The following is a 16,213-nucleotide window of genomic DNA, read 5'->3' as shown; positions in this document are numbered from 1 at the left end:
CATCCTGTTTATTTACATCTTTTTACGAGATTAAAATTATGAGAGGATCACTCAGAGCGATAGCGGAATCAAGGCTACGTCATTTTTTTATACTTTAAAAATTCCACAACTTTCTGCCCCTACCTCTCCGTCATAGAAAAGATTTAAGAAGTCGTTAGGTACTGTTCTAAATAAGTTTCGGTTTAACGATCAGAGTATTAAGAGCAATACCTCAAATAAATTGTTTCATCAATTTATACAAGTCAGATCTTAGTACCCAGCTTTTGTCCAAGGTATCCTTACCGGTTTTAGATGATGCCCTCATATAGTCATTAAGCAGGGCAACAGTTGTATAACAAATTACATTCTTATCTTGTTCAAAAATTTTATTGTATTTATTTTGAAGCAAGGTGGCTTGATTTATAAGTATTAAATCGTATGGTTTAGTCAATCTTAATTGACCTAACTTCTCCAGATTATCTATAAGTGTTATTTGAAAGCTTATGTGTGGGGATAAATCAAGTATAAGTTCTATACTGATGGGGTTGTCATCAATTAATAAAATACGCGCTTTCGGTCTTTGGATATGCGTTTCCATTGGTGGCTCCTTGATAAAGGAAGCATACCGCACACGCTACACGAGAATTTCGAAGAAATACAATAAATTCCCAGCACAGCCCACACATGTCACCTGCAATTGTCACAGGTGATAAATATGATAAACTGTACTTAGCCTTGGTCTAGTTTTGGCTAGCTCAAGGTTAGTGCAGCGCCGGTGTTGGTAGCACCTGCGCGGCACGCTTCAATAGTAAGTTTATGTCTCTTTTTCTTAAAAAGTCAACCAATCTTATTTTTTGCTTAATTGACAAAATGGTCACTGCCATTAAGTTAAGAAAAGTACGTCTCCTCAACCTCGAGAGATCCTTCGCGCAAAAAGACGCGCTCAGGACGACGCGGATTGGGGTGAAGTTGCTCCGGAATAGCACATGCGTACCCCGGTCTGCTCGCAGCCGGGATCGAAGTGGCAATGAGCTAATCCCGTATTACGGCTACGAAATCTGAAGTGCACACAATCACTCAGAAAAAGAACAAGCTCTGATTATTAATAACCAGACCTAAAATTTAGTATTATGCAATTGACAATTGAATACTGAACCCATCAAAAAGCGCTTTAGGAATTAACGGAGAGCGCCCTCTATGTGGTTTACTATCTTCAACTAGCTGGACTAAGCCATATTGCTCCATTTTTCGGAGTGTTCTTAATATATTATTTGCTTTACGCTTATGGCCTGTTAACTCCTCAAGCTCCGACACAGACTGAGGTTTCTGTTCAATAATTAACTTAAGTAATTGCTGATTTTCTTCTGAAAGAACACTCGCTAATGATTTCATTGAAGTAAACCAAATTTTGGGTTCATTACTTTTAGGCTGATACATTCCCTTAGCTATCGAAATAGTTCTCTCTTTATACAAATTCAAAGGCATTATCCCAATACGGGCTATTTTATGTACTTTACTCATTTTTCCTCCCCTTGAAGGGCTAGAACACGCTTATCAACTTCCTTCCAAAAATCTTCTAATAAGTTACCAGCATTTGTATATTCATAAGGCCTACCTTCATCCTTTGCATCAAAGTGCCAGTGATCATACGTTCTACTGGGAGCCACTCCCTTCTTGCCACCATATTCAATTTCATGAGAGTTATCGAATCCCATAATCCTTGTATTATGCTTATCATGCAAACTAAGTGAATAACGAATACCTTGTATCCTCGTAGGTACCCGTTTTACGTCAAATTTAACCCATAACCCTAATAACTCATCAATAATAATTCTGTCACCATCAAGTATTAATAAATTTTCAAGAGTATGATCTGTATTTTTCATATTTTAATTATATCATCCGCTGATAGCTTTTCCATCATTCTTTAAAATAAATTCCAAATATCATGAAAGAGGCCAATTAAAGGAACAATTGTTGATATGTTAAGAAACAATTGGAATCGCCTTCGGGAGGCAGGGCTCGCTCCTGTCACTCCGATCATTTTTAATTATTTGAAAGCAAGTAAAAGGCGAATGCTGAATTCGTTTCATCGTTAGGTAATGGGGCACCCGTACTGCCTCTCCAAAAGTATTTAGTGTTCTTTAATACTATGAGCATAGTGCCTGTTTAAAATTTCCATCACCTGTTCCTGTTGTTTTTTTGAATGGGTAAGTACCCAAATCACATAACCGCCTTTTTTCTCTTGTTTCTTTATTTGTTCGTCATGTGAGCTTTTTACTGTTTTTGCTATAAAGAAACCTAAGACACTTCCTATTATTGCACTCAGTATTCCATACAACCAAATATCTGAAGTGGAGCGAATATCGCCAATAATGAAAATTCCTATGATGAGGCAGATAAACAGGGGTATAGCAAAGGAAAGCCCCACCACCCAGCCAAAATCATCGTTTAAGAAGGGTTCATTAACAACAGGATATTCACTATCCTGAATGACTTTCGGATCAATAAAACACACACCGTATTTATCCTTTATCTGTTCTGCAGATCCCTGAATGCTAATGTCAGCGCGGGCAACGGATTCGGCAATGAGCTGTGTGATAACAAGCTCAAGCTCCTCTTCATTGCGGATAATGGCACTTATTTTTTCTGTAGGTACACTGTTCATAATAAGACTATCCTTTTCTTAATAATGCCGTTATACACTCCATAATATGTTTAATTTTAGAACAAAATAACAATGTTGAGGTAATTAAAGTCTTTTTATTATCCCGATGGTAAAATATCTGCGTGTGTTTGGTATATAATTAAACAGATCCAGTTAACTCTGAAAACATCCTGGCTTTTTAATTGAAATGATATCTACAACCATTGATAACAGCCTTTGCTGGGCTCATCCTCTGGTACGTGAATGGTTCCTTAATACCCTGGGTTCTCCTTCAGAACCGCAAAGATTAGGCTGGCCGCATATATTAGCAGGAAAAAGCACTCTAATTTCAGCACCTACAGGTTCTGGAAAGACTTTTGCTGCCTTTCTTGCCTGTATTGATCATCTGGTCAAACAATCTATTGCAGGAACACTGAAGAATGAAACTGAGGTTCTTTATATTTCGCCCTTAAAAGCAGTAGTCAATGATGTACAAAAAAACCTGATGCAACCTTTAAATGCCATAATTCACTCTGCCCATGCACAGCATATGACCATGGCGGAAATCAATGTGGCCATAAGGACAGGAGATACTGCATCTAAAGACAGACAGGCCATGCTAAAAAAGCCGCCGCATATTCTGGTGACCACCCCTGAATCCCTGTATATCTTGCTCACCGCAGAAAAAAGCCGTGAAATCCTTAAAAATATTAAAACAGTGATAGTCGATGAAATTCATGCCCTTGCTCATGACAAGCGTGGAACCCATCTTTCCTTATCACTGGAACGGCTGGAAGCCATGACAACTCAACCACCTGTGCGAATCGGTTTGTCAGCCACTCAAAAGCCCATTGAACTGGTAGCCCATTTTTTAACTGGCAATAACCGGCCTTTGCCCGAAATCATTAATATTGGCCATGCAAAACAACTGGATCTGGCTATAGAAGTTCCCTCCAGTGAATTATGCCCAGTGGCATCCAATAAAATGTGGGAGGAAATTTATGATCGTATTGCCGAGCTTGCACGGCAAAACCGTTCCACTATCATTTTTGCCAACACGCGCCGGGTAGCAGAACGGGCAGCCCATCATCTTGCTGAACGCTTAGGAGCAGATCAAGTCACCGCCCATCATGGCAGTTTAGCGCAAAAATTACGCTTGACTGCCGAAGCCAAATTAAAGAAAGGCGAATTAAAAGCTTTGGTGGCCACGGCTTCCCTGGAATTAGGTATTGATATAGGCAGCGTCGATTTAGTCTGTCAATTAGGCTCACCACGCTCCATCGCCGTCATGTTGCAACGTGTAGGACGAGCAGGACACTGGCAAGGGGCTATTTCAAAAGGACGCATTTTCGCAACCACTCGGGACGAACTGGTAGAATGTGCGGCTTTAGTTTATGCCATCCAAAATGGTGATCTGGATCAGTTAACCATTCCCAAGGAACCTCTGGACATACTCGCGCAACAAATTATTGCCACTTGCGCGACTGGAGACTGGTTAGAAACTGATTTATTTGCCCTGGTCAAAAAGAGTTTTCCTTACCGGGATTTATCCCGGGAAACCTTCAACCGCATTATTGAAATGCTTTCTGATGGCATAGCCAGCTCACGAGGACGATACAGTGCCTACTTGTTCCGTGATCAGGTGAATGGCATGGTTAAAGCACGTAGAGGCAGCAGATTAACTGCCATTACCAGTGGTGGAGCTATTCCAGAGAATGGGCTTTTTACCGTAGTAGCAGAACCGACTAACGCAATGGTAGGTACTCTTGATGAAGATTTTGCCGTTGAAAGTAACCGGGGCGACATTATATTACTGGGCAGCACTTCATGGAAAATCAACCGTATTATAAGCGCTAACAACCGGGTGCTTGTAGAAGATGCCCACGGCGCACCGCCAACCGTACCCTTTTGGCGTGGAGAAGCTCCGGGAAGAACGGATGAACTGTCCTTACGGCTTTCTGATTTACGGCAAATCATTCATGACAAATTGCCATTGGAATGCAGCCCTAATGAACCCGTCAGAGATCAGCCTCTAACTTTTGCAGCACAACAGTGGTTGATGGAACAGTGTAAAGTGGATAGTGCCGGAGCAGAACAAATTATTGAATACATGCTGCAAGGCAGGGCATTGTTAGGGCATATACCCACCCAAAAGACCGTCATTGCCGAGCGCTTTTTTGATGAGTCTGGCGGCATGCAATTAATCATTCATGCCCCTTTCGGAGCGCGTATTAATAAAGCCTGGGGTTTAGCATTGCGCAAATGTTTTTGCCGCTCTTTTAATTTTGAATTGCAGGCTGCCGCAACAGATGACGGCATTAATATTGCCCTGGCAGAACAGCATAGTTTTCCTCTGGGTGATGTATTTAATTTTCTGCATATCAATACCATTACTGAGGTTTTAATCCAGGCTGTTTTACAATCTCCTTTATTTGCTACCCGTTGGCGTTGGGATGCCTGTCGGGCTCTGGCCTTGGTGCGCTTTCGTAATGGCAAAAAGGTTCCACCCAATATTTTACGCATGCGTTCAGAGGATTTGCTCGCAGCAGTCTTTCCCGATGCAGCAGCCTGTCAGGATAATCTTGCTGGTGAAGATATTGAGCTTCCCGATCATCCCTTGATAAATGAAACAATGAAAGACGCACTGACAGAAGCTCTGGATATTGATGGCCTTATCCAGGTTTTAACCAAAATAAAAAGCAGGGAAATCCAGTGTGTAGCAGTAGATACCCCTTCTCCTTCGGCTTTTTCCCATGAAATATTAAATGCTAACCCTTATGCCTTCCTGGACGATGCTCCACTTGAGGAGCGACGAGCCAGGGCTGTTGAAATGCGACGGATATTACCGCAGGAATTGTTAAAAAATCTGGGTAGACTGGATCCTGAAATCATTGAGTCAGTTCAACAGCAGGCATGGCCAGATGTAAGGGATGCTGACGAACTTCATGACGTATTGCAAACTCTTGTTGCCTTTCCTGCCCAATATTCACTTTTTCAGGGAACAATGAATTTGTGGGAAGAGTTTTTCAATGAATTGCTTGCTTCGGGAAGAGCAGGAACTGCAACCATCAATAATCAGCTTTATTGGTTTGCTGTAGAAAAGGCAAAAACTTTTTCGCTTATTTATCCTGATGCGATTATAAATAATACTTTGAAGGAAATCGAAAAGAATCCTCCAGATCGTGAACAAGGAATTTTAAATATGCTTCGTGGCTGGTTATTTCATCTGGGGCCAGTCACTGTTAAGGCACTGCACAACCTGGTGCAGTTAAAAAACTCGGAAATAGAACAAGCATTGCTCCACCTCGAAGCTACAGGATTGATTTTAAGAGGAAATTTCACCAATCAGGAACAAATGGAATGGTGTGAACGCCGTTTGTTAGCCCGCATTCACCAACTGACTTTGGGAAAACTGCGCCAGGAGATCAAACCCGTCAGTGCAGCCCAATTCGTTCGTTGGCTATTAATCTGGCAACATCTGGCTCCAGGAACACAATTAAGTGGCGAACAGGGCTTGCTGGCCATAGTGGAACAATTGCAAGGTTTTGAAATTCCGGCCAAAGCCTGGGAAACGGATATTTTGCCCAGACGGATGACTCATTATGATCCCCAATTACTGGACAGGTTATGTCTTATGGGTGTCCTTGGTTGGGGACGGTTGTCTGCTCCTGACTCGGCTACAGCAAACGACAATGGCGTAATCGAAATAAAACGGGTCATACCAACCAGCGTTGCCCCTATTACCTTTTTCCTGAGAGCTGACTCCCAATGGCTACCGGCCAGCCAGCCAGAAAATAACACCGCCATGTTAAGTTATATTGCCCAGGATGTTTATGATTATTTGCAAAAAAATGGCGCGTCATTCTTTACTGAAATTCATAGTGCTGTTGGGCACTTAAAATCAGAAATTGAAATGGGTTTGTGGGAATTAGTTACTGCCGGAATAGCGACAGGGGATCTTTTTGATAATTTACGCTCACTGATTGATCCGAAACGCCGCCTTGTCAGAAAAAGAAGACGCCCTTTGCATCATCAGTACGGCACAGGCCGCTGGTCCTTGTTAAAAGCAGGTAATCCCGTAGATAAAAATAAACACCTTGAGTCTATATGTTGGGTATTATTAAAAAGATATGGGGTGGTTTTTCGTGATTTATTAGCCAGAGAGAAAATCATACCTCGCTGGAGGGATTTACTCATCGTATTGCGCCGTATGGAAGACAGGGGAGAAATCCGGGGTGGGCGCTTTGTTGATGGCTTTTTAGGAGAGCAATTTGCTCTCCCGCACGCTGTAGATTCTTTAAGGGCTATTCGAAAGAAAGAACCTGACGAAGAAATTATTACCCTTTCTGCAGTGGATCCTCTCAATGTGGTGGGTTTCATTCTACCAGGCAACAGGATCACAGCCATATCGGGAGGCAAAGTAATGCTACAGAATGGTGTGGCGGTCTCATATTGAGTAACACTCAGATCTATGCAGAATCGCCTTCCCCTCTCCGGGGGAAGGTGCCCGACAGGGCGGATGGGGGGATCAAAAAAGGAGTTTTTATCAAATAGACCATCTTGTTTTAGAGCGTTCTACCTTAAATGAGTTCTCTTTTTGATCCCCCCACCCACCCTATCGGGCACCCTCCCCCGGAGGTGGAGGGGCTACTTGCGATGATCATCCTGTTTATTTACATCTTTTTTTAAATAAACCCTCTACTGAGCCTCAACTCAGATTGCTCTGAATGACGTCTCTCGTCAACGACCCTTGATAATTTCCATCCCGCCTAAATACGGTTGCAAGGCTTTTGGAATACGGATATTGCCCTCTTTATCCTGATAATTTTCCATAATGGCAACCAGGGTTCGGCCTACGGCCAGTCCTGAGCCATTCAAAGTATGCACCAGTTCCGTTTCATTGGTTTCAGGATTTCTATAACGTGCCTTCATACGGCGTGCCTGAAATGCTTCCATATTTGAACAGGAAGATATTTCACGGTACGTATTTTGGCTGGGCAACCATACTTCCAGATCATAGGTTTTTGCAGAACCTGCTCCCATATCACCGGTGCATAAAGCCAGAACGCGATAAGGTAATTCCAAACGCTGCAGGATGACTTCGGCGTGACGGGTTAATTGCTCTAAAGCATCATAAGAATCCTGAGGCTTGGTTATCCAGACCAGTTCCACCTTTTCGAATTGATGCTGTCTTATCATCCCCTTGGTATCTTTACCATAAGAGCCTGCTTCGCTACGGAAACAGGGTGAATGGCAGGCATGGCGTACGGGTAAGCTATCAGCGCTTAAAATAGTGTCTCGCACTGTATTAGTTACAGGAATTTCTGCAGTGGATGTCAGATAATAACCGCTGTCACCAGATAATTTGAACAAGTCTTCTTCAAACTTGGGCAACTGCCCTGTACCCAGTAAACTGTCAGAATTAACTATATAAGGAACATAAATTTCCTGATAACCGTGCTCTTGAGTATGTATATCCAGCATAAACTGAATCAGGGCTCTGTGGAGTCTGGCCAATTGCCCTTTCATAACCACAAAACGGCTGCCAGTTATTTTTGCAGCCAATGCAAAATCCATCTCTCCTAAAGCTTCACCTAACTCATCATGGGATTTGGCAGGAAAATCCAAAACCGTCGCTTCTCCCCAACGTCTTACTTCCTGATTGTCTTGCTCATCTTTTCCAACAGGCACCGATTCATGAGGAATATTGGGCATGGATAAAGTGATAGCCTCCAATTGTTGCAAGACTACTTCAAGATCTGCCTTTTGCTGTTCCAGCTTAGCTCCTAACTGATTGACTTCCTCACGCATGGGCTCTATATTTTCGCCTCGCGCTTTGGCTTCACCAATAGCTTTGGAACGCTGGTTTCTTTCATTCTGCAGTGCCTGCGTACCAACCTGTAAGGCTTTACGTTTTTCTTCTAAAGCAGTAAAGGCAGCTACATCAAAGGTATAACCGCGTTTTAATAGTTGGCTTGCTATGAATTGGGGATTATCCCTCAGTAATTGATTATCTAGCATAGTATCACTCTAAGAATTAAGTTGGATCGAGATAGCCTGCAAGTAAAAAGCGCGCTGCCATAGTACCTAACAATACCATAGTTAATGAACCAATATTATTAGCCATGATATTGGTGAATAATTTCAGCCATTGCTCCTGTTCAAACAAAAACAAAGATTCAGCAGCAAAACTGGAAAAAGTAGTATAAGCACCTAAAAATCCGGTAAAAAAGAACAAACGCCAATACTCTTCGGCACTAAACCGCCCTACCAGCAAAGTAAGAAAAAATCCTGCCAGAAAAGAGCCCAAGGTATTAACAATTAAGGTGCCATAGGGAAAACGTAATCCCCAGACATTTTGTGCGAACATCACTGTTGCATAGCGAGAAATTGCCCCCAATGATCCGCCAAAAGCTACAATCGCATAAGGAGCAATCATTTTTTACCTCACAATACCACGTGTTGATTGATTCAAGGCATCAATCATGGGAACGACTTCAGGACATTCACCTTGCATTAACTCAAGCTCGGCAACTGCTTGCTGTACAGTAAGTCCCTTGCGGAAAATTATTTTATAAGCACGGCGCAGACAGTCAATCGCAGAAGATGAAAATCCACGGCGGCGCAATCCTACTGTATTAATACCACAGGCTGAAGTAGCATGCCCGGCAATCATGACATAAGGTAAAACGTCTTTGGTCACATAAGTTGCTCTGGCAATAAAGGCATAAGCACCAACATGACAAAACTGGTGAACTGCAGCATAAGGGCCAATAATGGCATAATCATTTACAATAACATGGCCTGACAAGGCAGCATAATTAACCATGATGATTTGGTCACCTACCATGCAGTCATGCCCTATATGAGAATAAGCCATTAAAAAATTGCCATTCCCAACACGAGTAATTCCGCCGCCTTTCACAGTACCTCGGCTAATCATGCAATATTCGCGAATGACGTTGTTATCGCCAATTTCAAGTCGCGTTGGTTCCCCTTTATAGGTAATATCCTGGGGCTCATCGCCAACAGAAGCAAATTGGAAAATTTTATTGTTTTTACCAATGGTTGTAGGTCCCTCAATAACTACATGAGGGCCTATCCAGGTGTTCTCACCAATTTCTACATCGGCGCCAATAACCGTTCCAGGACCTACTGATACACCCTTTGCCAATTTAGCAGACGGGTGAATCATTGCTCTTTCATCTATCACTTTTAATTTCCTTTGCTGCGCTTAATAAGTCTGCGGAACAGGCCAGCTTATCACCAACATAAGCCTCGCCATGTATGCGCCAAAAATCTCTTTTTTGTCCTATTAATTTAACTTCAAGACGTAATTGATCGCCCGGAGTAACCACCTGCTTAAATCGAGCATTATCAATTCCCGCAAAAAAATGCAGAAAATCGTAACCTTCTTTGGGTTTACGGGATAAATTGGATAAAATTGCAGAGGCTTGCGCCAATGCTTCCAACATTAACACTCCCGGCATGATGGGATTGCCCGGGAAATGGCCTGTAAAGAAATTCTCATTAATAGTGACATTCTTGATTGCGGTTAAATAATCAAGTGTTTTATAGTCCAGCACCCGATCAACCAATAGAAACGGATAACGGTGCGGTATCAAACTGACTATCTTGTTTATATCTATGAACTCATCCATACACTGTTTCTCATGTAATAATCATTGAATTCTTTAAAAGAAGGATCATTATCTTGTTTTAATTGATTCTAATCAATCGTAAATTTAAAAATATCTCTCACAATACACATTTTTATAAGCGTCGCCCGGTCTGCCTGCAGCTGACTCTCTACACATCTTTTCCATTACCCGATATCCACGTCGTCCTGAGCGCGTCTTTTTGCGCGAAGGACCTCCCGAAAGCGGCATGGTGCCACTGAGATCCCGGCTGCAAGCAGACCGGGCTACACATCCTGTCAGGATTCAGTGCCAATTTCAGGAGATTCTCCGCGCAAAAAGACGCGCTCAGGACGACGTAGATCCGAAACCGGGCTACGTTTCTTCACTGCTGATTTTTTTCTCCAAGGCCCCGAGTTTGACTATATAATCATCCAGGCGCCTGAACCGTGCTGCATTACGACGCCAGCGGTTGTGTTCATGAACCAGGGTACCTGAAGAATAAATTCCTGCTTTGGCAATAGACTTATTTACGGTAGACATACCGGTGATCACTACATCGCTGCTTAACTGAACATAGGCAGCGATACTGCTGGCTCCTCCAATGATACAGTCCGCACCAATATTCGCAAAAGCACCAATGGCGGCACAGCCCACAATTGCTGTATTACTCCCTATAAATACATCATGGGCAATTTGTACCAAATTATCGATACAGACATTTTCTCCAATGAACGTATCGCCTAATGCACCTCTATCCACTACAGTATTGGCACCTACATGCACACCTGATGAAATGATTACTCCACCGAGATGAGGACCTTGTAGCCATACGCCCTGATGTTTCACATAATTAAATGGAGAGGCACCTATAATACATCCTGAATTGATTACTACCTTGGTGCCTAATTGGCTGCCGGAATGCAATAATACGCCGGAATCTATTCGGGAGTTAGCTCCAATCCGGACTGATGATTCAATTACAGTATGAGCCCCAATAATAGCCCCATCCTCTAACAAAACATCTTTATCCACAACTGCATATGCTCCTATAGATACATGCTTACCCAATTGGGCAGTGGGATGAATTTGGGCTGTTGGGTGTATACCACAACGTTCAGAGGGATTGAGAGAGAAAAGACCGATTGCCTTGTTCATGGCAGCAAAAGGATCATCGACCACTATAGAGTTGGTCGGACAAAGAGGTAAATGCTCTGTCTTAATTAAAACTGCTCCTGCTGATGTTGCCGCCAGGATATGTTTTAGCGAAGGATTATCAAAATAAGTCAGGTCTTTGTTTGTAGCACGAGCCAGGGAAGATAAACCAAAGATGGCGTGATTGGCATTTCCATGCCAGACGCCATCTAAAGTTTCAGCCAGCTGCGTTAAGGTCAGCAATTTAATAGCCAAATTAACTGATTGCTTTAATTACTTTTGCAGTCACATCAAGAGTTTCAGAGCTGAAAGGAGCCGCATCTTTTTGCACAATAATGTCATACTTTTCTTCTTTGGCAATTTTAGTAATTGCAGCACGGACTTTAGTATATAAACCTTCCATTGCTTCATTGTGAGCAGCACTTAATTCTTGTTGGTATTGTTGTCCATCTCTTTCAAATTGTTGTTGTGCTGTAACAATTTTCTTTTCCATTTCTTTCTTTTGAGTAGCGCTCAATATTGCTGCATCACGCTTGAATTTTTCCATATCGCTTTTTAAAGTAGTTTCCATAGCAACTAATTTGTCACGACGTGGTTTAAACTGGCTTTCCAATTTTTGTTGGATGTCTTTCATTTGTGTTGACGTTTGCATGATTTTTTGCAAATCAACAACGCCAATCTTTGCCCAATCAGCAAATACAGCAGTGCCAAATAAACTAAAAACCAATGCGACTAATACCGCACCAAAACGCTTCATAATTATCTCCTAATTGAAAGATTGAGATGCTAGCACAATTCCAAAAAGGTTGCGATATGTACAACCATACTTTTCATCAGATGACACGCCAATATTTAAACGCCTTTGACTAAATATCAACAATCTTATGACCAAACACAAGTTTGTAGCCTGTATTAGCGGAGCGTAATACAGGATCGAAGCGGCAACGACCCGTATTACGCTCCGCTAATACGGGCTACAAAACTGTTGATTTTACGTCGTCCTGAGTGCGTCTTCGTTCCTTAAAACCCGGAGGAAAGTGCGAACTGGAAGAATTGGGTTTGATCCAGCGGTTGTGGATTCAGGGCTTTTGCCACGCTGAATGCCAACGGGCCAAAGGGTGATCTCCATTCCAGTGAAACACCCGCTGAATAACGCATTGGACCTGCAGGAGTACCACGGAAAGCAATTGGTGTCCCCTGTGAAAATACGTTACCGGCATCGGCAAAGATCGTAGTACGAATATTATCTCTGCTGAGCGGATAAGGTAAAATCAGCCCAACAGTTCCATTGAGCAGGAAATTAGCACCCATAGCATTACCCAGATTATCTTGTGGGCCTAGAGAGTAACTGTCATAACCACGTACCTGACCAGGTTGGGCAATACCCCCAGCGTAGTAGTTTTCAAAGAATGGTAACCCTTTATTACCAAAGGTGTTTCCATACCCTACGTTACCCAAAACTGAAAATATCCAGCCACGTGTCAGTGGATAATAAAGATGAGCCTGATAGGAACTCTTGTAATAAGTCAGCGATTGGGATGTTGCGGGTAAGGCAACAAAGGCAACAGCCTGCTGGTTGAAACCACTGTTAGGATAGGGCATTTGATCATAGGTGTTTCTGCTCCATCCAGTACTCAGACGAATTTCCTGGAAATGACGTCCGTTTGCATTGACGAAATTCTGAATAGGAATGACATAACCTACATTATTAATGTCAATGTCCTGATATCCAAAACCCGCCTGGAAGCCACTTGCTTCACCCAAGGGGAAATTATAACTGACATCACCACCATAACGATTCGAACTGTAAGTACTTACATTAAGGTTTTTAGGATCAACACGGGAATAATAAAGGGTGGCACCGCGGCCAATGCCCGTATCCGTGTAAAAAGGATTGTAATAATTTAATTGATAATCTTGTCCCCATTGGCTTGCATTAAATGCAGCCCCCATGGAGCGCCCTGTTCCCATAAAGTTATGTTGATTTACCGAAGTATTAAACTGATAACCGTTGGTGCCGTATCCAATAGAAGCACTGGCTTCAGCTGAAGGTGCTTCTTCCACTTGCACGTCCAAATCAACCTGGTTATTGGTTCCTGGTACCGGATTTGTTTTTACATCAATATTTTTCAGGTAACCCAGCAAACGTAATTGCCGTTCTGATTCTTTAATATTATGCAAGGACAAAAGTCCGCCTTCATCCTGACGAATCACATTTCGCAATACGAAATCTGCGGTTTTAGTGTTGCCATGGAAGTTAATGCGGCGGACATAGACATGCCGTCCCGGCTCAACAACAAAAGTAATAAATACGGTTTTATCATTTTCATCAACACGGGGTTCTGCATTAATTGCAGGGAAACCATAACCCACGTCGCCTAAAGCAAGGCCAATCGCTGAAATCGTTTCGGTTACTTTTTTACGTGAGAACACATCACCCTTTTTAACCTGAATCAATGGGGTAATTTTTTCTTTTGGCAATATTGTTTTACCAACTACAGAATATCCCGAAAAATGATATTGAGGACCTTCATCAATATGAATATTGATGTATACATCTTTCCTGTCTGGTGATAACAAGACTTGCGATGAAACTATATTAAATTTCAAATAGCCTCTGTCCAGATAAAAGGAACGCAAGGCTTCCAAAGAAGCATCCATGGATGCTTTGGAGTACTGGTCTTTTTTAGTAAAATAGGTAAACAGGTTACTGGTTGTCAACTGCAATTCAGGGAGCAATTCGTTAGTAGTGAAATCGTGATTCCCTATAATTTTTATTTCTTTAATACGTGACACACGGCCCTCTGAAACCGTAATGGTAATACCCACTCGGTTGTCCGTCAGGTTGGCCACATGGGCTTCAATACGTGAGTTATATTTTCCTCTGGCGGTGTATGCCTGCTTTAATTCCTTTTCCAGACGTTCCAGGGAAGACTTTTGAAACACTCGTCCTTTGACTAGCCCCATTTCCTTCAGGAAAGACTTCATTTTATCACTGGGTATGTCTTTGTTCCCTACTATACTGATGGTACCGATAGTGGCTCTTTCTACCACATTAACGATCAATATATTGCCTTGTCGCTCCAGAGAAACGGACTGGAAAAAGCCAGTATCATACAAGGTACGGATAATCTGACCTGTAGAACCGGGGGTTATTTCTTCGCCGACCTGTACGGGGATATAGTTTAATACCGTTCCGGTTGAAACTCTTTGTAAACCGGTGACTTTGATACCACGCACTATGAAACCATCTGCCGCCATAGTTTGTGCAGACCACGTCAACAATGTAGAGCAACAAACACCCAAGATTAATTTATTACTGACTTTTTTCATTATTATTTTACGTCCAGTACTGCGGGCACTTCTGAATTTTTAAAATCCAGTTACGCCAAAAATTTGAAACCCTTTTATAGAAAGTAAAGCCTTCTGTCAAGTTTCCCCTAACCCGTTAATCTCGATATATCATTAGTAAGCGCTACAAACATGAGAGCGACTAATAAAAGTAAACCAAAATAAACACCTACTGTTTTCACTCCATCAGACAAAGGTTTGCGTCTGATTATTTCCAACGCATAATACAACAAATGTCCACCATCCAGCATAGGAATTGGCAATAAATTTAACGCGCCTAAACTGATGCTGACTAAAGCCAGGAAAAATAAATAAGATACCAAACCGCTACGGCCTGAGTCTCCCGCACCCTGCGCTATGCCCACAGGCCCGCTGATGCTATTGATGCTTAGTCGCCCAGTGACCAATCTGCCCATCAGGGTAAATGTTGTTCCAGTCAGCTGCAAGGTCTGTTTAAAGGCGGTTCCCAAAGCGGTAAAAGGCCCCTGCCGCTCCATACGCAACCAATGGGCGGGCCAATCAACCTTTTGTGAACGAACACCAATAAATCCTTCTGGTTTGCCTTGATTCATTTGCTTGCCAGTGAGGATTACTATTTTTTGCTCTGTTCCTTTGCGTTTGATTTCAAGATTGAGTTGAGTATCTGGACGCTCGCGCACGTAGTCAACTAAAAACATCCAGTCATCAAAAGATTGTCCGTTAACACTCAAAACATAATCGCCAACGTGTAACCCTGCTTTTGCTGCCGGAGAATCAGAAACAACTTCGCCAATCACCGGTGGAATAGTGGGTATGAATGGCTCAATTCCGAGACTGTTAATCGGATCAGGTTTTTTATCGTCAAGAGTCCAATTGGCCAGAGGTAAAAAATGTTGGCTTTGTTTTCCGTCTACTAAAGATTTAACCGTAACATCTACGGTCTCTTCCGAACCGATAAGAGGCATCATGACGTATTGAAAATCTCTCCAGGAATTCACCGGGGTGGAATTTAATGAAATGATTTCCTGTTTTGAGCCCAGGCCAGCTTTAGCAGCAATGCTATCCGGTTTGACTGATGCAATCATCGGAGCCAGTGAATACATCCCTATGACCAGAACCAACCACAACGCCACAAAAGCAAAAAGGAAATTAAACAGTGGGCCTGCCAAAACTATGGCAATGCGAGATAAAACCGGTTGATTGTTAAAGGCCAGATGCTTTTCATTTTCAGGCACATCCCCTTCAGACTCGTCAAGCATTTTAATGTAACCGCCCAAGGGAAACAGCGACCAGGCGTATTCAGTTCCCTTTTTATCGTGCCACCTGGCAAGCACGGTTCCAAAACCAAAGGAAAAGCGCAATACCTTTACCCCGCACCAGCGCGCCACCTGGAAATGGCCGTATTCATGCACGGTAACCAGCAACAGTAAGGCCAATAGAAAATAGAGCAAAGTAAGGAGCATAT

General features: G+C 42.6%; 13 protein-coding genes. 1 reads left to right on the top strand and 12 read right to left on the bottom strand.

What is annotated here, in order from left to right; all coding sequences use genetic code 11:
* Positions 1-211 precede the first annotated feature (211 nt).
* The 4 genes from B094_RS0105685 to B094_RS0105670 all read right to left on the bottom strand — a co-directional run bounded on the left by B094_RS0105685 (position 212) and on the right by B094_RS0105670 (position 2,647).
* Entirely contained in the window at positions 212-577 is a 366-nt protein-coding gene (locus B094_RS0105685; protein WP_018576838.1) for a response regulator, read from the bottom strand.
* A gap of 530 nt (positions 578-1,107) precedes the next feature.
* A complete protein-coding gene (locus B094_RS0105680) occupies positions 1,108-1,500 on the bottom strand; it encodes an HVO_A0114 family putative DNA-binding protein (protein ID WP_018576837.1) in 393 nt (130 codons plus the stop codon).
* On the bottom strand, positions 1,497-1,865 hold the full coding sequence (locus B094_RS0105675) for a toxin-antitoxin system TumE family protein (protein WP_018576836.1): 369 nt from the start codon (positions 1,863-1,865) through the stop codon (positions 1,497-1,499). Before B094_RS0105675 ends, B094_RS0105680 begins: the two co-directional genes overlap by 4 nt.
* Positions 1,866-2,113: 248 nt before the next feature.
* Positions 2,114-2,647, bottom strand: coding sequence for a Z-ring associated ZapG family protein (locus B094_RS0105670; protein ID WP_018576835.1), 534 nt, complete (start codon positions 2,645-2,647; stop codon positions 2,114-2,116).
* Positions 2,648-2,834: 187 nt separating this feature from the next.
* Between B094_RS0105670 and B094_RS0105665 the strand changes: the two genes are divergently transcribed.
* On the top strand, positions 2,835-7,082 hold the full coding sequence (locus B094_RS0105665; protein WP_018576834.1) for a DEAD/DEAH box helicase: 4,248 nt from the start codon (positions 2,835-2,837) through the stop codon (positions 7,080-7,082).
* A 284-nt stretch (positions 7,083-7,366) separates the two neighbouring features.
* On the opposite strand, the gene serS is transcribed toward B094_RS0105665, so the two are convergent.
* The 8 genes from serS to rseP all read right to left on the bottom strand — a co-directional run bounded on the left by serS (position 7,367) and on the right by rseP (position 16,211).
* The gene (serS, locus tag B094_RS0105660) at positions 7,367-8,647 is read right to left on the bottom strand and encodes a serine--tRNA ligase (RefSeq protein ID WP_018576833.1); all 1,281 of its coding nucleotides are present in this window, start codon (positions 8,645-8,647) and stop codon (positions 7,367-7,369) included.
* Between the two features lie 16 nt (positions 8,648-8,663).
* Entirely contained in the window at positions 8,664-9,065 is a 402-nt protein-coding gene (gene crcB / locus B094_RS0105655) for a fluoride efflux transporter CrcB (protein WP_018576832.1), read from the bottom strand.
* A gap of 3 nt (positions 9,066-9,068) precedes the next feature.
* The gene (gene lpxA, locus B094_RS0105650) at positions 9,069-9,839 is read right to left on the bottom strand and encodes an acyl-ACP--UDP-N-acetylglucosamine O-acyltransferase (protein ID WP_018576831.1); all 771 of its coding nucleotides are present in this window, start codon (positions 9,837-9,839) and stop codon (positions 9,069-9,071) included.
* Positions 9,829-10,287: a 3-hydroxyacyl-ACP dehydratase FabZ gene (gene fabZ, locus B094_RS0105645; RefSeq protein ID WP_018576830.1), complete on the bottom strand. Its 459-nt coding sequence runs from the start codon at positions 10,285-10,287 to the stop codon at positions 9,829-9,831. Before fabZ ends, lpxA begins: the two co-directional genes overlap by 11 nt.
* Before the next feature lie 351 nt (positions 10,288-10,638).
* Complete coding sequence (lpxD, locus tag B094_RS0105640; protein ID WP_018576829.1) at positions 10,639-11,673, bottom strand: UDP-3-O-(3-hydroxymyristoyl)glucosamine N-acyltransferase; 1,035 nt, start codon at positions 11,671-11,673, stop codon at positions 10,639-10,641.
* Between the two features lies 1 nt (position 11,674).
* Entirely contained in the window at positions 11,675-12,175 is a 501-nt protein-coding gene (locus B094_RS0105635) for an OmpH/Skp family outer membrane protein (protein ID WP_018576828.1), read from the bottom strand.
* Positions 12,176-12,438: 263 nt separating this feature from the next.
* Positions 12,439-14,751, bottom strand: a complete 2,313-nt coding sequence (bamA, locus tag B094_RS0105630; protein ID WP_018576827.1) for an outer membrane protein assembly factor BamA — start codon at positions 14,749-14,751, stop codon at positions 12,439-12,441.
* Between the two features lie 107 nt (positions 14,752-14,858).
* Positions 14,859-16,211: an RIP metalloprotease RseP gene (gene rseP, locus B094_RS0105625; RefSeq protein ID WP_018576826.1), complete on the bottom strand. Its 1,353-nt coding sequence runs from the start codon at positions 16,209-16,211 to the stop codon at positions 14,859-14,861.
* Positions 16,212-16,213: the final 2 nt, after the last annotated feature.

Source organism: Legionella shakespearei DSM 23087, from assembly GCF_000373765.1.
Lineage (GTDB): Bacteria > Pseudomonadota > Gammaproteobacteria > Legionellales > Legionellaceae > Legionella > Legionella shakespearei.
This window is presented reverse-complemented; position numbering and strand designations above follow the sequence as displayed.